The organism is Yeosuana marina (genome assembly GCF_011762485.1).
GTDB classification, from domain to species: domain Bacteria; phylum Bacteroidota; class Bacteroidia; order Flavobacteriales; family Flavobacteriaceae; genus Yeosuana; species Yeosuana marina.
In genome coordinates this window covers 1-20,748 of record NZ_JAAKGI010000007.1, presented here as the reverse complement: position 1 = coordinate 20,748, position 20,748 = coordinate 1, and the positions used below count along the sequence as shown (strand labels likewise).

Genomic DNA, 20,748 nt, shown 5'->3' with positions numbered 1-20,748 from the left:
GTTTTATAATTTAGTACGCGTTCATGTTTGGTTTTGCAGAAGAGGTTCTGTGACCTTTAACATATACACTTTTAGGTGTATGCTTAACTTGAGATTTAAATTCTTCATATGTCATGTCATAATCCATATAGCCCGCAAAATCATTGTCTGTAGGATTACCAAAATAAAAAAGAAAACTTCCTTTGGCTCCTTGACTATCCAAGAAGGTGCCATTGAAAATCTTATTGTTAGTTATTCCCCTATCGTTAGTATTGTTTCCTGTTACATCAGCGGTAATTAAAGCGCCATCTTTGGTATATGAAAATTTACCTACTATTTGTTGGTAACCTTTTACCCATACTTTAAATGTGCCAATATTATCGGTCTCCCAAGTACCAGTCCAATTTATCACAGGGTTATTTTTCACATAGTCCTTTAAAACCTTCTTTTTTTTATTCATTTCAACCTGTTGAACCAATGTTGGTACAGCCGGTCGTTTCCCATTCCAGTTATCAGGTTGCCAATCATCCTTACCTTCTACTTTATAATAGCCAACATATGATTTTTTATCGGTGGCAATCACAAATCTAAATTCCCCCATTTTACCCATGCCTGTTCGGTCTAAACTATTTACAGTTCTTGTATAAAAACCTTTTAAATCACCATCAGAATTTATCTTTCCAGATAATTTGCCGTTTGGAAAAACTCCAGTATAAGTACCTCTAGATTCTGTAATATTTAAATCTCCTAAAGTATTGTTCCAAACAAGTCTTGTGTTCCATTTTCCAGTCCAATCATTTATTTGTGCCTGTGTTGTAATAGACATTAAGATTAGAATCCCAAATGCCGTTAAAATTTTAATTGATTTTTTCATGAGTATTTATATTTATGTTAGTATTGAATTTTGTAGTTGAATATTGATAATAGTCAGTCTATTGGATATAAAATGATGTTTAGTTTTACCTAAATAATTTAATCTTTTTGAAATTTAAAGCTTAAGTCACCTGCATAATAGTCTAAATTGAATGCCGTTGGCAATACTTGAGCAGTTCCTCCTGCATAAGCATATCCCGTAATGCTAATATCTCCAACTGAAACAGGGTACGTAATACCTGTCCCATCTGTTCTCTCCCGGTTATACCAATCATTACTATTAAAAGTTATCATATATTCAGTACCCGCAGTTAGGCTTAATTGGCTAATAGCTTTTGTAACCTCAACACCAGCGCTTGCAATATCAATTGACTCTGTTCTTATTACAGTGGCTGTTGTTTTATTCCAAATGGTAACTCTTGTTGCTATATGAGTATCAGGGATCTTTGCTGTAATAGCTGTGATTTTTCCATTTACAGCAGGAATAAATGTGATTCCAAATTCATAATCTGCACTATCTATAATCTCATCAGTTACTTGGTTAAATCCTGTTACGGTTAAATATTCTGCTAATGGGTTAACTTCTGGGTTTGGTATGGGGTTATCGTCATCTTTACTACAATTAGTTAATGTAATTGTTAAGGCAAAAAATAATGCCATTTTTAAAATAGTTTTTACTGGTGTTAATGTAAAATGTTTCATATATTTTTGTTTTTATAAATAATTATTGTTCACAATTGATATTTAATAGCCCTAAAGTTTACTAAGGCTAACTTTTAGGAGTTTTTATCTTATATGTTTTATTAAAACGAACTTATTAGGACGCATCATCATTTTTTGCTACAAGAAAATGTGAAACTTATAAGGAGTAAAAGACCCTAGAATTTTAAATTTGTTTTCATCTTTTTAATCTTTTTGATTATTTAATTTTTAGTCACAAAAACAGATGTAACACGTGCTTCATTGGAACCATCAGATAAATTAGTTGGTTCGCCATTTTTCCAATATTTTGCAATATCAAATTCATTTCCTCCAACGTAAACATGGGTTCCTGAAACATAAACAGATCTTGCCGTGGCGCTTGTATTAGAGTTAAGTTCTGTGGCAACGCCATTTTTCCATATTTTGGCAATTTGATTGTTGTTAGTATCGCTATTAACTCCTGCAACATATACATCTGTACCAGATACAAAAACGTCCATTGCTATGCCTTGTTTATCGCCGTTTGTTAAATCGGTAGGTACTCCGTTTTTCCAAAGAACAGCAATGCTAGCGCCTGAATTTTGTCTATACCCAGCTACATAAACATCTGTGCCATTTACAAAAATTGAAATAGATCTATTTATCTGAGAACTGTTATCAAAACTTTGTTCTACTCCATTTTTCCATAACTTTATTTGATACGAAAATGTTTCTTCGAAGTATTCTTCACCTACTACATATACATCGGAACCCAATACGAAAACATCATAAGCACTAGAGTCATTTGTTCCTGTAGATAAATCGGTAGCAACTCCGTTTTTCCATAATTTTGCTATGGTATGGATCTCTCTATTAATTACTTCAGATTGTTCGTTTCCCACAACATACACATCACCTTCAGAAACAAAAACTGAATTGGCTACTGCAGCTTTTTTTCCATCGGTTAAATTGGTGCCAACCCCATTTTTCCAAAGTATGGCTGCACTATTATAACTTGTTTCTGCTTGCCCAACTATATACTCGTCTGTACCTGCCACAAAAACTGAATTTGCAATTGAAGTACCTGCTGCATTGGGAAGACTTGTTTGAATTCCATTTTTCCATAATTGTGCATAGGGTTTGTCGCCGTCTCTTTCATAGCCTACCATATATAAATCAGTAGTTTCTGTTGTTGGTGTTGGATCAATCGGACCTAAAGGGTCTGGTTCTTGATCTTCTATTTCTATAGCAATTTCTTCAGAGAGATCTTCATTTGACTTGTCGCATGAAAAATTAAAAGACATTAGTAGCAATACGATAAATAATTTTATTTGTGTTTTCATAATTTTTAAGTTTTAAATATTTTTAAACCATTCTTTATATTTCTCTCCTAAAAAAGGCACTGCCTTTTCTTTACCATTAATGGCATTCATTAATCCCATAATCCACATATAGAGGAGCACAAAAATGCCTATGATGTTTATTATCCAACCTAAAATGGGGATCATGCCAATAACCCCTAATGCTAATCCTGTAAGCGCCAACCCCAAAGATTGTTTAATATGATAGGACGCGAAAGGTTCTTTTTTTTCATTGTTCATCACAAATGCGATGATTAATCCTATGAAGGTGATATAGGCTATAATGGCTATATTTTTACCTTCGCTAACTACTGCAGTTTTATTTTCTGTTGTTTCCATTTTTACTAGTGTTAAATCTTAATGAATTCTACTCTTCTATTATTTGCTCTACCTTTTTCAGTGGTATTATCATCTAAAGCTTCTGTTTCGCCTTTACCCATAAATTGTAATCTATCTTCACGTATCCCAAATTCTTCAACAAGTAGCTCCTTTACTGCTGCTGCTCTTTTTTCGGAAAGTGTTTGATTATAATCTTCTGCTCCTTGATTATCAGTATGGCCAATAATTTGTAAGTTGATATCGTCATTATCGCGAAGCATATTTGCGATGTCTAATAATATTCCGTAGGATTCCTTTTTTACAGTTGATGCAGCGGTATCAAAATAGATTCCTGTAGTACTAAATTTTCCATTTTTAATAAGAAGTGAACGTAAGTCTTCAGTAGACTCTGCAATTTTGAAGTTCGATATACCTACAAAATGTCCTTTTTCAGGCAGGACATCCATTGCTTGTATAATAAAATACTTGCCAATGTTGGCCTGTAATAAATTTGGAGAGTCCACCATTTTTTCCTCATTTACCCACATTCGAAGCCTTTTTTTGTTCACTGCAATCGAAATATGAACCGTATTATTTAAATAATCTGTCATTTCTCTATCTATACGGCTACCAATTTTTACTTCAACTTCTCCTCCAAAATTTTCAACATTGCTTACTTTAAAACCATTATTGGAAAGCAAGATTTCGATATCTGCCACGGAACCTCCTGCTCCCATACTGTATGCTTTCTTAGTTAAGAATGCGAAAAACAGTTTGCTGTTAGGTTTGCCACTACCATAACCATTGTTGGCCAAATCAAATTCTATAGTATAGTTTTCAGGAAGTTTGTTTTCTATCGTTGGCATGTATCCAGATCGTCTTACCATGGAGAGCCATTTGCTTTCGGATGTATTGGTGGTTACAACTTCACCAGAGCCACCCGTTTCCCAATTTGCAGGAAAATCTCCTATCGCATCAGCTGCAAAGTCGTCATAAAACAAAAGTTTGTTTCCAGGAACGAAGGTGAAATTGCTATAGACTCCAAACCCATTTTCTTTGGTATCATTGTTATCAGATTCGTCTTGTTTGTATATTTCGTCAGAATCACTTTCATCATTTTTAGATGATTTCTTCTTTTTGTTTTTCTTTTTACTTCCTTTATTACCATCTAAAATGGTATCCATGGCTCTTTCGGTTTCGCGGTTCACCTTATCTTCAGATTTTCTAATTACTGCTTCCTTGGCGGCTTCTTCTGCGCGATTTTTTAATTTTTTTAGAAATTGGGCATGACTTGTTTGTGTAAATACCAATAGAATTAGCAATACAAATAAGATTTTTACATTTTTCATTTTATAACGTTTTTAAAATTAATTCACCTTTATTTCTAGATACCACTTTTGTCTTGATACTGCCAAAATTTATACTTTCTTTAAGCGAAAACTGATCCTCAGAAAAAAGTTGTTTATCAGTATAAATAGTAATGATAGCTCCGCTTTTAGGTTGGACTGCGTTTTTATCTAGTTCATAATTTCCTTTAAGTATCCCTAAATAAAATTTATTGCCTGGATACTTTTTAGGAAGTGTATTTTCGGAATTTTGTGTTTCAAACAATTCCAATCCTGAAATCTCGTTTGTTTTTTGACTCACTATTAAGACAACCTTGGTTTCTTTAGTGCTCCTTGTCTGTGCGTTAAAAAAACAGACATTAAACAACAATAAGAGGAACAAGTAACCTGCTTTCGATTTTAATAAGTTTTTGTTCATAGTTATTTTATTAATAACCCAAAACTATCCGAAAGCATTCAAAGTGAATACCACGTATGTAACAATGTATGGAAGATATGTAACAGACTTTGTAAACCCTTATTTTATAAGGGATTGCAGATATTCTGCAGGTGTGTTGTTATAAGTTTCCTTAAAACATTTAATAAAATATGAAGGTGTATTAAAACCAACCATATAGGCTACTTCATTTATTGTAGCATCAGAAGTATTCAAAATATGGAGTGCTTGTTTTAATCTTTGTGACCTTATAAATGCCGAAGTAGATAAACCTGTATAGACTAATAATTTTCTATGCAGTTGCATTCTGCTCATAGCAACCTCTTTACTGAAATATTCAGTATTAAAATCTGGGTTAGACAAGCTCTTATCTAATATTTGCTGAACTTTATTTAAAAACACTTCATCTGTTGGGGTAATTGAAATATCTTTCGCCTTTAGGATTAACTCCTGACTGTATCGATTTCGAAGTGCTTTTCTAACTTCAATAAGGTTTGCTATTCTTTTTTCAAGAATTCTTAATTTGAAAGGTTTTATAATAAAATCATCAGCTCCTGATTGTAATCCTTTTAGCTCATTTTCTTCACCTATACCAGCCGTTAATAAAATAATAGGAATATGACTTGTACGTTCGTCATTTTTTAAAGTATTACAAAGCTCAATGCCACTACATTTGGGCATTCTAATATCAGAAATTATAATGTCGGGTACTATTTCAAGTGCTACCTTTATTCCTTTTATGCCGTTTTCTGCCTCAAAAATCTTGTATTTATGTTTTAATGCCAATTTTATGAATTGACGTATTTCAACATGATCTTCTACCAACAATAATATCGGAAGTTCATTGTCCACTTTTGTTTCTAAAAAAACATCTGGTGAAGTATCTATGTTATTAGATATACTATTCCTTATTGTTTCTTGATTAATCGATGGTTCAATTATATAATTTTTATTGAAAGATGCTTTATCTATTGGCAACGTTATGAGAAATTGAATGGTATTTTCATTTTCAAGATTTGCACTTATTTCACCATGGCATAATTGAACCAGTTTTTTTACTAAAGAAAGTCCAACTCCTGCACCCTCGGCATATTCGTCTTTTTGATAAAATCTAGTAAAGAGTTTTTCTATTTGTAACTCTGAAAGATTTTCTGCAGTATTTTTTGAACTGATTATTATGTTATTCTCACCTTTAGTCACACTTAAATAACACATACCTTGTTCTGGACAATATTTAAATGCATTGGAAAGTATATTAGTTAAAATCTTTTCAATAACATCTTCATCATACCAAGCATTTGTGATAGGCTCTATACTAATATTGTAATTAATTTTTTTTATGTCTGCTTTGTAGTCGAATGAGGAGACAATAGTATGCAAAAACAAACCTAGGTTTCCTTTTGTAATCTTTAATTTTAATTTTCCTTTATCGAGTTTAGCCAAGTCTAGTAATTGATCTACCAGAGATAGTAATCTATTAGTATTACGCTTAATCATGGAGAAATTGGCGTAATCGGAATCCGATATGTTACCTTCACCTAACTTTGAATCAATAGGCCCTGAAATAAGTGTTAGTGGCGTTCTAAATTCATGGGAAATATCAGCATATAATTTTGATTTAAAGTCATTGAGTTTTCTAAACCGTTCAGCTTCTTCTTCCTTTAGTTTTAAGTCTAGTTGCATCCTCCAAAGCCATTTTAAATAAGAATATATACCAAAAATTATGGCTAGTATTAAAAGCAAATAAACAACTTTAGCCAAGTTGGTTAAGTACCAAGGTGATGCTATTGAGAATTTAAATGTTTCAGGAATTTTATTCCAAAGACCATCATAATTACTAGATTTTACTTGAAACTCATAATCTCCTGGCGGAATTTGAGTATAACGTGCAAAATTATTATTTCCTGCATGCACCCAATCATTATCATAGTTTGATAATTTGTATTGATACATATTCTTTTCAGGCATTGAATATTGCAAACTGGAAAAAATAAAGGATAAAGTATTTTGATTGTAATCTAATTTAGTGCCTTGTTTTAATACTTGCGATTTACCAAATACTTCAAAACCTGTAATAGTTGTTTTAGGAAGAATTTTGTTTTCCGCAATATGATCTGGCTGAAACCAATAAAAACCATCCAATCCACCAAAATAGAGATTCCCTTTTGAATCAGAAAAATATGCTCCAGTATTGAATTCTGTAGCTAAACCATCATAATTGTTATAGTTTACAATGCTAGGAGTTTTACCTAAAGTGTTTTCAGGCGTGAACTTCGAAATTCCTTTGTTAGAACTTAACCATAAATTCCCTTTTTTATCTGGTAGAATACCGTAAATAACGTCGTTAGCAAGTCCGTCTTTTGTGGTGTAGTTATGAAAATAATTCTTTTTAATATCAAGCTTATTTAAGCCACCGCCTTTAGTGCCAACCCATAATATCCCGCTGGGGTCATAATACAATGATTTTACTTTGTTGTTTGATAAAGAATTTTTTTTAGGATATGATTTAAACGATGTAAAAGTTTCATTTAAAATATCAAATAATACAATACCATCTTCTTCTGTTCCAAGCCATAAATGATTGGAATCACTTTGAGTAATTACTCTAATATTATTACTAGATAAATTATCATTAGTGGTGTATCGCTTGATTTCACCTCTCCTTTTATCAAATTGAATTAGCCCATGCTCTCGAGTGCCTAACCAATATTTATTGTCACTCCCTTTAAAAATGCACCAAATTGTAGTGGCAGATAAAGAGATTTTAGATGTATTTGAGTATTTTTTAATATGCCCTTTTTGATCAAGTATATTAAGCCCTCCTTCCTGTGTCCCTATCCATAGTTCATTTTCATGATCTATTAATAGACTCATAATCCTATCAGAAGAAATAGTATTATTTGTAGTACTTTCGGTATTAAATGTTCTCCAACTATTTATCGCTGGTTCATATTGTGTTAATCCTTTTCCAGAAGTCCCCAGCCATATATTACCATTATCACTTACTGTTATTGCTCTAATTACGTCAATGTTTATGCCATACGGGATCTGAAAGCTTGTATAGGAATTAAATTTCTCTAAATATTCATCATAATAGCTAAGTCCAGCACCATCAGAGCCGAACCATAACGTTCCAGAATAGTCTTCATAAATACTTAGAATATCATTATAATGTAGAGCTCTGGGGTCATGTTTTTCGGGGGTAAAATGAGTTATTTTAAAGTTTTTTAAATTAACCAAATACAATCCGTTTCCATAGGTGGCTATCCACAACCTTTCTTTACTATCAATATGCAGTGCTATAATATTAAGATCCTCAGGTAAGGTATTTAAAAATAAAAGCTCTGATATCCTATGAAAAAATTCATCTTTCTTATCTTTAAAATATAGGCCATTACCATAGGTTCCAAACCATTGTCTTTCTGAATTATCAATTACGACTGCACTAAAATTTTCATTAATTGCTTCTCCGTATTTAGTTTTCGGATACTTCTGAGTGGCTTTTAATGATTGAGGATTAAGTTCAATAATTTTCTTATTGGTAGTTAATATAATTGTACCATCTTTTCTTTGGTTTATTTCATAAATGGGGCCATTAATTTCTTTTGCTTTTAAAACAAGTTTTGATTTAAAAGTAGCTGAATCTAATAGATAAAGTCCTTTGTTGTATGTGCCTACCCAATAATTATAATCTTCATCCTGATATAAAATGCTTACATCTTTTATATCAGAAATGGGTTTAAAAGTATCGGAGGTACTATCATATTTATGAAGTATTTTATTTGTAGGAATAATCCATACATTTCCGTTTCTATCGGTATAAACTTTTCCTAGATTACTATAATTTGACTTTGTTATGTCTAAAAAATCAAAAGGATAAATAGTAAATCGTCTTCCATCATACTTATTTAGCCCATCTTGTGTTGCGATCCATAAAAAGCCAGTTTGATCTTGGGTTATTGAAATTGCAGAATTTTGTGATAATCCTTCCTTTATGGATAGCTGTCTAAAGGAAACTTGGTTTTGGGAAACTAAAAAACTACTAGATAAAAATGTTATCCTTAACAAATAAAATTTAATATTTTTAGTATTGAAGCTAATTAGAATCATTAATTTATCAAGTAAATAACAAAAGGCATAAGATCTCGTAGCATACTTTTTTCTAGTATTTTAATATGGCATCTTTTTCATTAAAACCTTTTTTATAAAAATCTAACGTTTTATATTTAACAAAATCCGCTAATTCATTATCATATCTAGGAGCTGTAATAAAATGTAAACCTTGTTATAAATTGTGATAAGTCCATCTAATACGTATTAAAAAAAGTCAATAAAATAATTTTCAATTTTTGTTTTGAATTAGAATGATTTATATTTAGTGGTAGAAAAAAATGTAATGTTAACATTGCTTTAAAAAAATCCCCAAATTTCAATGGAACAACATTATGTTGATGCCTTAAAAACTGAAAATCATTTTTTAATAAAAGAGCTCTATAACACCAATAGGAATGCTTTTTTGAACTTTGCTAAACAGTATTACATCGCTGAAATGGATTCTATTGATATTTATCAAGAGGCATTTATTTCATTGAGAAAACATGCTATATCAGGCAAACTTTATGATATAAAATGTACCTTAAAAACCTATTTATTTGGAATTGGAAAACATCTTATATATAAAAAGATTAAAGAAAATTCTTTGAGAACAAATTTTGATTCAGCAATCTATAAAGTCAATGATGTTTATGATGAAATTCAGATTGAAATTGAAAATGAATTAACAGAAGAACAGCTAATTCTTCAGTATTATTTTAAACAATTAGGAAAAAGTTGCCAGCAAATGTTAACATTAAGTTTTTACAGAGGACTAACTAATGAAGAAATAGCAACTTTAGAAGGTTACGAAAGTGAGGCTGTCGTGAGAAGTCAAAAATCACGATGTTTAAAAACTCTTAGAGACCTGATAGGAAAATACCCAAAGAAATGATTGATAACCCGCTAATAGAAAAATATTTTAATAATACGCTCAACGAAAAGGAACTTGATGAGTTTAATTCGTTGTATAAAACAAACTCGAATTTTAAAAGCGAAGTAGAGTTTATTAAGAATTTGAAAAAAGTAACAGAGCATCAAGACAACGAAAATTTTAAAAAACAATTACAATCTTACGACAAGGCTTTATCAAATAAGCATAAGAAAAAGACATGGTTAAAACCTTTAATGGCATCAGCAGCCATTATTGCTGTTATAATTTGTATTTCGTTTATCTTTAATAATTCAATTAATGAAGACGCTCTTTTTAGCAGTTATTTTGAGCCCTCTAAAAATGTAACCTTTCCAATAGTAAGATCAGATACTAATGTTGGTTTACAGAATGATGCTTTTATTGCCTATAGTGAAAACAACTTTGAAACTGCTCTTAATTTATTTGAAAGCTCTTATAAAAACACTAATAATTCTGAATTATTATTTTATGAGGGAAATGCTTTATTAGCCCTGGGAAAGACAAATGATGCCATTTTAAAATTTAAAGAGCACCTAAACTATTCTGACAGATTATCCAATAGAACCCATTGGTATTTGGCATTGGCTTATGTGAAAAATAAAGATTTAAGAAATGCAAAGCTCCAATTGCAATTATTACTTAAATCTAAAGAGTCTTTTAAAAATAAAGAAACAAAGCAATTACTTGAAAAAATTGAATAATTTTTTTCTTAAAAAGAAGAGTAATAAAATTAGAATTCCAAAAGCATAAAACCAATAATGGTGGTTTTCAATAAGAGCATCGGTATTACCAGTTAATACAAAACCAGCCCAATAATAAGGATGTTTCAGCAATGGGTCATCCGTGCTCTTTAAATAATCTAATTTAGCATTTTTTAGAGCATCATCTTTAGTTTCCCCTTCATTTAAATGCTTGTAAAAAGAGATCATTATTTTTTCCGTTGATTCATCATCAACCTTCCATAAACTCATTACTGTACTTGGTATTCCTGCGTAATTAAAGGCCCTAGATAAACAAATAACGCCTTCGCCATTTTCATAAAACCCATTTCCTGTATCACAAGCACTTAGCACCACCATATTAGCCTTAAAGGTTTCGTTGTAAAGCTCTGAAATAAACAATTGATTCTCTTCTTCACCATAAAAGTCTAGAGAAGAAAACTCTGGATGCGTTTCGTTAATTTTAGAATGCATAGCTAAATGCAATATATTAAACTGATTTGCATTTTTTAGAAACTCTGTTTTCGAGGCATTTAAAAACATGTTTCCATCAAAAATATTTGCAACCTCTTTTACTTCATCCGATGCCTTTAGTAACTTAGAATTAACGTTTGAAGCTGAAAACGCTCCCACTTTTACTTCATTAAAATAAGATGGAATTGTTTTTTGTTCTTGATAAAGCAATAAGGACAATGCATAGCTAGTTGCCGGCATATCTTTTTCTAAAAATAGCGATTCAAAAGGAAAATAGTGTAACGCACCATCGGGTACAATGGTTAGTTTTTTATACTTTTTGTAAACCATACTATTAAAAAACAAATCGTTAAATTCGTTTAATGATTTTTGATAATCGTTACGTCTGTTTTTTAAGCTATTTAGACATACTTTTAGATTATTATAAACTTTGGCCTTGTCTGCTGTCGGTTGTAGTTTAATAGTTTGATTTGAAATTAAAAATGAATACAACTTTGTTTCTGTTTCAACATATTTTAAAACAACCTCCTCATCTTCTAAACCCTCTTGAAAACTTGTAATATCAAATTCCATAATATTAAATTGATAGTAGCTCTTGCTTTCTTGCTTTATAGAATCCTGAATTTTTGAGAGTTCATTTTGTAGTTCAAAAATCTTATTCTTCCAAAGTGTTATCTTATCTTCTGAAATGGATTTGCCATTGAACAAGGCTTTTTGATAAAAATTAAGTTGCGACTTAATACCGTCTTCTTTATTAATTAATCCGTCTGGAAGATCTAATTGTTGTCGTTGGTTGTTAAATACAAACTTTGACCATGTAAGCTTTGAGCCATTATTTTCAATATTATTTATAACCTCAGTTAATAAATTTTCATTGCTCGTAGTTTCTAACACATTAAGCAATCGTTCATTAATTGCATTATAAGAAGTGTATAATCGCTTATTATAATGTTCCCCTAGGTACAATTGATTATAAATTTTAGAAGCTAACAGATACCGTCGCATGGCTTTCTCTAAACATGGTTTTTTATTTTCTTCTTTAAATATCTCCTTATAAAAATCACCCATAGCTAAAAAACCATCAATTACAGCAAATGATACTAAGGGTTTTAAATTATTAATTGTAGTTTCTTCTAAATTTGAATCATCATTTTTTAAGAGCTGAAAAGCTTCATCAAAATTATATTGAGCTTCGTCTGTTTTATTAAGTTGCTGTGCCATTTTTGCTTTTAAAATGGAAAGCTTAAACTTTTGTAAAATTTCTTGATTTTTACTGACTGTATCTAATTGCTTTAACAATAATTCTGCTTCAGAGGTTTTCTTAGATTTAAGTAATAGGTCAACTTTTTCTAATAAAAACGGAAATGCGTTTGTATAATAAGTTCTATTATAGTTTTGTTGAATAGCAATGGCTTTATCCAATAATTGTAAGGCCTTTTCTTGGTTTTTTTCTTTTATAAAAGAAGCATAAAACTTTAAAGTAGCACTCAATATACTGGTTTCAAAATTGAGTAATTTTTTATCTGTTTGAACTGTTTTTATAATATTTTTTGCATAAAATTCTGTTTGTAAAGTGTCATTTTTTCTAGAATAGTGAAGCATTAAGTCGTACCACTCATGAAGTTTATCTTCATAAATTTCTTCTTTATTCCTTATAAACCCAGCTTTTTTAACAAGTTCTTCTTCTCTTAATTGTTCCTTTTTTAAAATGTATTCTTCAGCTTTATCAAAATCGCCGTAATATGAATACCAATAAAACAGATTACCATAACAACTATAAATAAAATGCTTATCGGTATCTGCATTTAGTGTTTCCCAAATTGTTTTAGCTTTTAAAAGTGACTCTAACTCTTTGTTGTGTAAACCAAGATTTCGATATTCTACTGCAATGTTATTATAAGCTTGGGCAACATCTGTATTGTTTTCACCAATAATACTTTTATATAAATCTAGAGATGTTTTATAATTATCAACAGCTCTTGAATAATCTCCCAATTCACTGTAAATAAATCCTATATCATAAATTAAATCTACAAAGGTTTTGTCTTTTTTTGATAAGGTGTCTTTTAAAAATTGATATCCTAATTGGGCTTGCTCTAAAGCATATTTCCAATTTCCTAAATACGCCGTTTGGTGATATATCCTATTTTGAATATTGTACTGAAACTTTCGATCGGGGTTTTTAATCTGAATATACAAATCTCTTGCCTTTACAGAATATTGTAGAGCACTATCCAAATATTGCTCATGCACTTTTTTAGTAATGGCTTTATCAGGATTGTGATAGTTGTAGCTTTTATCCTCCAATAAGCAAGAATTAGTATGGAAATATTTTGCTTTTAAATATAATTTATAATCTCTTGAAGCATCTTTATTTGAATTTATTGCTTCTTTTCTTAACAGAATGGACTCATCATAGAAACCTTGAAGATGTAAGGAATCTGCTAGAATTGTTAAACGGTCCTTTTGAAAAAAGCTTTGGCTGTAACCCAAATTAAAATATAAAATAAAGAAGGAAACTACATATTTAAAAGCCATTCTTGTTTTCAATTATTTCAGTTTTATACAATGATAAAATAAAAAAAGGAGTATTTAACATGTTTTTAGAGTGTTATGTTTATTTTGAAAATCTTGCTATAATCTTTTCTGGATGTTTTTATTAATTGTTGGTTTAAATTAAAATTGATTTATTTTGGTATGAAACTTGGTTTTTTTAGTGAAAATTAATTAACTAAGTTACATTTAATGTTAACAATAATCCGAAAACATAAACTGCATAGGGTTTTATAATTTTAAGGTCTTGTGAGCCCAGTAAATGTGCTTAAAACATGATAGTTAAAGGGCTCATAACTAGAAGGGCACTAGTTCGAGTCAAGTTCCCACTAATTAATAAGACTTAATTGTTTTACAGATATATACTTAATAAATTTTGAAAAAATGCATATTTGAATTGGTAATGAAAAATTGATGTTTCACTATTGTTTCACCAAAATATAAACATAAGCTGGTAAGGCAATAGACATAAGGGTTAGGGCAAAAAGTTCGAATCCCTTCGCGGTCAATTGATTCGTTTTCATTTTATTTAATTTCTTTTTAGTGCTCAGTTTCTATGATAAATCTAATTTCTGTAATTAAAAAGAAAGGTTTCTTGATGACTGATTTAGTTTGATTTATTCTGAAATAATTTGATATTATTTGTCTCATATTTGTGCCTTTATAGGTAGAATCCTTATTATTGTTGATTAATTACTTTATGTATCGGTAAATAGGTTAGTCTATTAATTATTTGTTAAGTAGAACTATTACTAAAATTTAGTTTCGTCTAAAAAAACTACCATAAATTGTATTGACCACTTCCCATAGTGAAATTTGCCCTATTTTATGTCATTTTTATTTAAATACATATAAATAGAAGTGATTTTTTTATGTATCCGAATCAAATTTTACTGAGTTTTATAATAAGCCCAAATGAAGAAATACAATAGAGTTTTAATATGGATTTGTTATTTCCTATTCTAAGAGTTATAAAAGTTCGGGTCTAGTTCCGATTACAAAATAAGGCCAATTTATCTTTTGTATTTAGATGTCTATATTCTTTATAGTATAACTAGTTTTAAATAAACTACTTAAATCTAAGATTATTTGGAGTTTATTGGTTAGATATTTCTTTTTCAACAAAAATTTAAATCTTTAAGAAATATGAAGTTTTGTAAAACTCGTTTATCTATATAATTTAAGTACTTATTGAATTTACAAAGGAAAGAACAAACAATGGTAAAATACAATCCTTAGCAGATTAGGCTGTGCATAGAGTAGGGGGCAATGCCTATATTTTTTAATAATTCCTTAATCTATTGAGAGTACAACAAATTCACTTCGTCGGTTAGCCTGATGTTCTTCTTCTGAACATTTAACGCCATCTGAACAATGATTCACTAATTGACTTTCTCCAAAACCTTTAGATTGTAATCTGTTAGCTTGTATACCATTTTTAATAAACCAATCTTTAGTAGCTTTTGCTCTTTTATTTGAAAGCGTATAATTGTAGTCTTTGGTTTGTCTGCTATCTGTATATGAACGGATTTCTATTTTCATACCCTTATTATCTTTCATTATTTCAACTATCTTTTGAAGCTGAAATTCTGCATCGGTTCTAATTTTCCATTTATCCTTATCAAAATAAATTGAAGACATATTTAAAGTGCTAGCTAAATCGCTTCCAACACTTACAGGCTTTAATCGTTTTTCTAAATATATTGGCATATTAATTGGCATTGAACTGCTTGTTGAGATGGCTGCCTCTTTCGTTTCATAATCTTGCTTTGCATACCGCACATAAAATACTTTATCGGCATCTAAATCTACTTTATAAAACCCTTTATCATCAGACTCAATAGTATCAACTAACTTATAATTATTATCAAACACCCTTACTTTTGCGTTTGGTAGTATTTGATAGTCATCTTTATTAAACACATAACCACTAACTGTACAAGTAGTATTCAATGTCTTGATTTCTTTGAATCTATAAATATCATCTTCGCCTTGCCCGCCTTCTCGATTCGAACTAAAAAAACCATTACGTGATTGGGTATTCATATAAAAAGCGAAATCATCTTGCTTGCTATTTACTGGTTCTCCCACATTTTGAACGTCGTTAAGAGATTTTAAAGAGGTTACAAAAATATCTAATCCACCAAGTCCTAAATGTCCATTACTGGAAAAATACAACTCATTATCTTCCGATATAAACGGAAATGTTTCGCGCCCTTTCGTGTTAATAACATCTCCTAGATTTTCTGGTGTTCCAAAAGTCCCATCATCATGGATTGCAACTTTAAATAAATCTGATTCCCCTAAGGTTCCTGGCATATTTGAAGCAAAATACAATGTTTTTTCATCCAGACTCAATGCAGGATGTGCACAACTGTATTGGTCACTATTAAATGGTAACTCTATAACGTTATCCCATTTACCATCTTGCATTGTCGCCTTATAAAGTTTTAATAACGTAACTTCTTTGTCGTTGCTGCCGCGCTTTCCGTTTAAAAAATTATTTCTAGTAAAATACATGGTTGAACCGTCTTTTGTGAATACAGCCGAAGATTCGTTAAACTTGGAGTTTATTTCATTTTCAAAAGGAGATGGTTCACTTAAACTTTCATCAGCTTTTATATTTGATTGATATAGATTTGAAAAGTATTTATTAGTCCATAAAAACACGTTTTTTGATGGACCAGAAATTCTTCTAGCCGACGTAAAAATGAGCTTATTATTATATACAAAAGCACCATAATCTGAGAATTTAGAATTTACTTCGGCATTATAAATAAGAAATCTTCCTGAGTTTAATTTTATTTGATCAATATAATCTGATTGAGTCTTTTCTGAAACCTTGTTGTTGCCTGATTTTTCATTAAACTTTTCAAGCATTAAATTAGATTTTTCATAATCACCTACAGATTTTAATGTTTGAGAATATTTAAAATAATATCCCGGTTCTTGATCACTATTTAAAGCAAATAGTTCGCCATACCATTTATTAGCTTTTGCAAAATCTGCATTAAAATAATATGAATTTGCTAATTTCTTAAACATATCTTCATCTTTGTAGCCCTTCTCTGCAACACGTTCGTATATGTTAATAGCATCTATATATGCCAGCTTTTCATAATCTTTTGTTGCTACTGCTATTCTAGCATTTTGAGCATGAAGTTGAATTGCAACAACACTAAATATAAGGCTTAAAAAAAATGTTTTAATTGTCATAATGATGCGCATTTAGAAGAATCTTGGAGATGTTATTTTACCAATTTTATTAAACAATTCAAATCTTAAAAAGATTTCATGAGTACCGTAACTGTATTCAGCCAAATCTGTTGTGGCCATATCATAAGCATAGCCAATAAACCATGAATCAGAAACTTGAAATCCTACCATTGCACTTGCAGCTGCACTAAGTCTGTATGCAAGTCCTAAACTAAACTTCTCATTAAATAATACATTTCCTGAAATATCTAACTGCCATGGAGCACCTGTTACTATTTTTGATAATACCGAAGGTTTAAATTTTATATTACTACTCAAATCGAACACATGACCCGCCATCATGTAGTAATGTATTTTTTCTTTAGCGATCCGACTATTTGATCCAATATTGTTATACTTATCAAAATGCGTGGTTTCTAATAAATTAGGTGCAGAAAAACCAAAATATGTTTTATCTGAATAGTAAAATATCCCTACACCAATATTGGGTGTAAATTTATTGTCGATATTGGTTTCAAAAATATAATCTCCGCTGTTATATTGATTTAGCTTCGTAAAATCTATATTTAATAAATTGGCCGAAGCCTTAATACCGAAAGAGAGTTTGTAATTATCTGAAGGACTAATTGTATATGAAAAATCTACGGCGATATTATTTTCATCAGAAGGCCCAATTTTATCATTCATTATGGACACTCCTAAACCAACATTTTTTCCGACAGGAGAACTTATTGATGCCACATTGGTAACCGGCGCACCATCGAGACCAACCCATTGTGTCCTGTGCATTGCGAAAATACTCAACATATCTCTCGATCCAGCATAAGCCGGATTAATATTGATTGTATTGTACATATATTGCGTAAACTGCGAATCTTGCTGAGCATAATTGGCACTTGAAACAAGTATTAAAACCAATATAATTAAACTATTTCTTATCATTTTTTCAGCTTTTAATCTTGAGGCTTCTGTTGTTGAAGCCTCAAGAATTTGGTTGTTCTTTTTTTATTTTCTGTTGATGTATAAATACCCTGCCTTTTCGTGGTTTGCACCATTAAAGTCTTCATATTTCAATACATAATAATAGGTTCCTTCTGGTAATTCTTCGGATTTATTAACAGTTACACGTCCTTCAGAAATTCCTCTAAAAGCTCTATCACTATTATTATATTGATCTCTTTCAAATACTAATACACCCCAACGGTTATAAATTTCCACTCTATTTTTTGGATAACATTCTAATCCGCGAACTAAGAATACATCATTATCACCATCGTTGTTAGGAGATACTGCGTTAAAGACTTCTATAACACAACCTGATAATGTGGTAATGGTAGTGTTATCTCCAGCAGTACTTGAATCGTCTGACAAGTCTTGAACGTCTGTTCCGTCAGGAGCTGTACCAAATACAATAGCTTGGTTAGAAACACTTCCTAAATTAACATCGTCTTGCGTTAAGGTATACGTTGCAACAAAACTTGAACTATCAGATTCTCCAGCATCTAAACTAATTGGTCCGCCAGTTAATTCTACACCTTGTAATGGATCTGATATCGTGATATTAGTTAAGGTTACATTTCCTGTATTTGTAACAGTGAAGCTATAACTAATCGTTTCGCCTGCTTGCGCATAACCATCGCCATTAACATCGTTAAAGGTTCCTGTTTTTACAATGGCAATATTCATTGATTGTGCTAATGCCACTACTGTTGGATTATCATCGCCATCATTTACATTTCCATTATCAGAGATGTCTGCTACAATCGTATCAAATAACATATCTACTGCAGAAACGATAGCTGAATTAACAACACTTCCTGAATCAATATCAGCTTGGTTTATCATATAATCCGCTGATATTGTTGTTGATTCGCCTGGTTCAATAATTCCTGAAACCACAATTGGTTTAATTGAAAGCATATCATCTTCTATTTCAATATCAACTAAAGGAACATTACCTGTATTATTAATTGTAAATGTATATGTGATAATGTCTCCAACAACACCTTCACCACTTAATGATGCGTCTTTTATCAATTCTATTGACGGAGCTGCAATATCATTATCTGCAATGGTTACGGTAGCATCATCTGGTGAACCAATTACTATTGGAGAATCAGCACTAACTATAGTTAAAATTACACTTTCTCCACTAGGTTCAACTATAAGATCATCAATAACTACTACCGGAATAGTAATGCTGGTTGTATTTGCTGGAATAATTATGGTTGTTCCTAAAGATGTATAATCTACATCTTCAGTAGCTGTTCCACTTACCATAAACGTAACCTCAGTATCAATACTAATTGGCTCGGTTAAGGTTAAGGTAAACTCACCATCTAAATCAGGTTCACTTGCCTGAATTGTTGCCGAAATACTTAATATTGAAGCATCATTATCTGTGATGATTACAGTAGCTTCGTTTGTTGAACTTACCGTAACCGAAGAACCTGTTCCTGTCAAGGTTACAATGACGGTTTCATCACCTTCAACAATAGTATCATCAATAACAGCGACATCTATTACTGCTGAATTTGTATTTGCTGGAATAATAACTGAACCCGATAAGGATACATAGTCTGTTCCTTCGGTAGCAGTTCCAGAGACAGTATAATCAACTTGCGTATCTACACTGACACTATTATTAAGTGTTACAGTAAATATTCCATTGAAATTAGGTTCTCCAACATTTGTTGTTGTTGCAATGCTAACTTCTGAAGCATCATCGTCACCAATGGTTATAGTTGCTGTATCTTGAGTGGCAATATCTACTCCTGAATTTGTACTTAGCAGAGTTACAATCACTGTTTCTCCTCCTGCTTCAACAAAATTATCATCAATCACTTCAACAGGTATTGTAATACTTGATGTATTTGCTGGAATCGTTACAATTCCTGTTAACGCCGTGTAATCTGCTCCGTTAGTTGCCGTTCCAGAAATACCATAACTTACTTCTGTATCTACACTTACTACATTATTAAGGCTTAGCGTAAATAAGCCATTTGTACTTGGCTCACTTGCTTGGGTAGTTGCTATAATACTCACTTCTGTAGTATCATTATCGACTATAGTCACAGTTGCAATATTAGTTGTACTTACCGTTACTGCTGAATCAGTTCCTGTTACGCTAATTACAACTGCTTCAGTTAATTCAACAATACTATCATCAATGACTACAACTGGTATGGTAACACTTAAGGTATTTGCTGGTATAATAACCGAAGTACCAATAACTTCATAATCAACACCTTCTGTAGCTGTTCCTGTAATAGTGAAGTTTACTTCTGTATCAACACTTACTATATTACTTAAAGCAAATGTAAATAGTCCATCATTATCAGGTTCTGATGCCTGATTTGTTGCAACAATACCAATACTTACTTCCGAAGCATCATTATCGGCTATAGTAACTGTTGCAGTATCTTCTGAAGCAATTGTAACTGCTGAATCTGTAATGGTTAAAATCACAATCACAGTCTCGCCGCCGGTCTCTACAATGGTATCATCTATTACATCAACACTTATCGTTGCTGAAGTAGCGCCTGCAGGAATGATAACACTTCCGGTTAAGGCGGTGTAATCTGCATCTGCTGTGGCGGTACCTGATACCGTGTAACCTACAGTAGTATCAACTGATAACGCATTTGTTATACTTACAGTGAACAGTCCATTGAAGTTCGGTTCGCCTGCTTGCGTTGTGGCTGTAATGCTTACTTCTGAGGCGTCGTCATCGGTGATGGTAACAGTCGCTGCGTCAGTTGTGCTTATCGTTACTGCCGTGTCTGTT

Annotated in this window: 13 protein-coding genes; 2 read left to right on the top strand and 11 right to left on the bottom strand. The window is 31.3% G+C overall.

All coding sequences use genetic code 11. From position 1 onward, the window contains the following. Window positions 1–10: 10 nt before the first annotated feature. The 7 genes from G5V56_RS08785 to G5V56_RS08755 form a co-directional block, all read right to left on the bottom strand. Entirely contained in the window at window positions 11–853 is an 843-nt protein-coding gene (locus G5V56_RS08785; protein WP_166963979.1) for a hypothetical protein, read from the bottom strand. A 98-nt stretch (window positions 854–951) separates the two neighbouring features. Next, window positions 952–1,554 carry a DUF4082 domain-containing protein gene (locus G5V56_RS08780; RefSeq protein ID WP_166963977.1) on the bottom strand — a complete coding sequence of 201 codons (603 nt, stop codon included), beginning with the start codon at window positions 1,552–1,554 and terminating at the stop codon, window positions 952–954. Window positions 1,555–1,775: 221 nt separating this feature from the next. Continuing rightward, window positions 1,776–2,876, bottom strand: coding sequence for a hypothetical protein (locus tag G5V56_RS08775; RefSeq protein ID WP_166963975.1), 1,101 nt, complete (start codon window positions 2,874–2,876; stop codon window positions 1,776–1,778). Window positions 2,877–2,888: 12 nt separating this feature from the next. After that, entirely contained in the window at window positions 2,889–3,233 is a 345-nt protein-coding gene (locus tag G5V56_RS08770; protein ID WP_166963972.1) for a DUF4870 domain-containing protein, read from the bottom strand. Window positions 3,234–3,244: 11 nt separating this feature from the next. Beyond that, entirely contained in the window at window positions 3,245–4,561 is a 1,317-nt protein-coding gene (locus tag G5V56_RS08765; protein WP_166963970.1) for an OmpA family protein, read from the bottom strand. 1 nt (window position 4,562) lies between these two features. Then, complete coding sequence (locus G5V56_RS08760) at window positions 4,563–4,976, bottom strand: hypothetical protein (protein WP_166963968.1); 414 nt, start codon at window positions 4,974–4,976, stop codon at window positions 4,563–4,565. Window positions 4,977–5,075: 99 nt separating this feature from the next. Then, complete coding sequence (locus G5V56_RS08755; protein WP_166963966.1) at window positions 5,076–9,104, bottom strand: two-component regulator propeller domain-containing protein; 4,029 nt, start codon at window positions 9,102–9,104, stop codon at window positions 5,076–5,078. 322 nt (window positions 9,105–9,426) lie between these two features. Here G5V56_RS08755 and G5V56_RS08750 point away from each other — a divergent pair, with 322 nt between their 5' ends. Beyond that, window positions 9,427–9,981 carry a sigma-70 family RNA polymerase sigma factor gene (locus G5V56_RS08750; protein WP_166963964.1) on the top strand — a complete coding sequence of 185 codons (555 nt, stop codon included), beginning with the start codon at window positions 9,427–9,429 and terminating at the stop codon, window positions 9,979–9,981. Continuing rightward, a complete protein-coding gene (locus G5V56_RS08745; protein ID WP_166963962.1) occupies window positions 9,978–10,700 on the top strand; it encodes a tetratricopeptide repeat protein in 723 nt (240 codons plus the stop codon). The genes G5V56_RS08750 and G5V56_RS08745 overlap by 4 nt, the downstream gene beginning before the upstream one ends. Here the strand turns inward: G5V56_RS08745 and G5V56_RS08740 are convergent. From G5V56_RS08740 to G5V56_RS08725, 4 genes are all read right to left on the bottom strand, one after another. Then, window positions 10,680–13,742, bottom strand: coding sequence for a CHAT domain-containing protein (locus G5V56_RS08740; RefSeq protein WP_166963960.1), 3,063 nt, complete (start codon window positions 13,740–13,742; stop codon window positions 10,680–10,682). The genes G5V56_RS08745 and G5V56_RS08740 overlap by 21 nt on opposite strands. 1,296 nt (window positions 13,743–15,038) lie before the next feature. Continuing rightward, window positions 15,039–16,961: an OmpA family protein gene (locus G5V56_RS08735; RefSeq protein ID WP_240911263.1), complete on the bottom strand. Its 1,923-nt coding sequence runs from the start codon at window positions 16,959–16,961 to the stop codon at window positions 15,039–15,041. A gap of 12 nt (window positions 16,962–16,973) precedes the next feature. Further along, a complete protein-coding gene (locus G5V56_RS08730) occupies window positions 16,974–17,900 on the bottom strand; it encodes a PorP/SprF family type IX secretion system membrane protein (RefSeq protein WP_394366205.1) in 927 nt (308 codons plus the stop codon). A 66-nt stretch (window positions 17,901–17,966) separates the two neighbouring features. After that, window positions 17,967–20,748: DUF7507 domain-containing protein (locus tag G5V56_RS08725; RefSeq protein WP_166963954.1), on the bottom strand; the 2,782-nt coding region annotated here is incomplete at its 5' end.

Coding starts and splice junctions, on each gene's coding strand:
- G5V56_RS08780 (WP_166963977.1), bottom strand. CDS start 1,554: ATGAAACATTTTACATTAACACCAGTAAAAACTATTTTAAAAATGGCA.
- G5V56_RS08735 (WP_240911263.1), bottom strand. CDS start 16,961: ATGACAATTAAAACATTTTTTTTAAGCCTTATATTTAGTGTTGTTGCA.
- G5V56_RS08755 (WP_166963966.1), bottom strand. CDS start 9,104: ATGATTCTAATTAGCTTCAATACTAAAAATATTAAATTTTATTTGTTA.
- G5V56_RS08775 (WP_166963975.1), bottom strand. CDS start 2,876: ATGAAAACACAAATAAAATTATTTATCGTATTGCTACTAATGTCTTTT.
- G5V56_RS08750 (WP_166963964.1), top strand. CDS start 9,427: ATGGAACAACATTATGTTGATGCCTTAAAAACTGAAAATCATTTTTTA.
- G5V56_RS08770 (WP_166963972.1), bottom strand. CDS start 3,233: ATGGAAACAACAGAAAATAAAACTGCAGTAGTTAGCGAAGGTAAAAAT.
- G5V56_RS08765 (WP_166963970.1), bottom strand. CDS start 4,561: ATGAAAAATGTAAAAATCTTATTTGTATTGCTAATTCTATTGGTATTT.
- G5V56_RS08785 (WP_166963979.1), bottom strand. CDS start 853: ATGAAAAAATCAATTAAAATTTTAACGGCATTTGGGATTCTAATCTTA.
- G5V56_RS08745 (WP_166963962.1), top strand. CDS start 9,978: ATGATTGATAACCCGCTAATAGAAAAATATTTTAATAATACGCTCAAC.
- G5V56_RS08760 (WP_166963968.1), bottom strand. CDS start 4,976: ATGAACAAAAACTTATTAAAATCGAAAGCAGGTTACTTGTTCCTCTTA.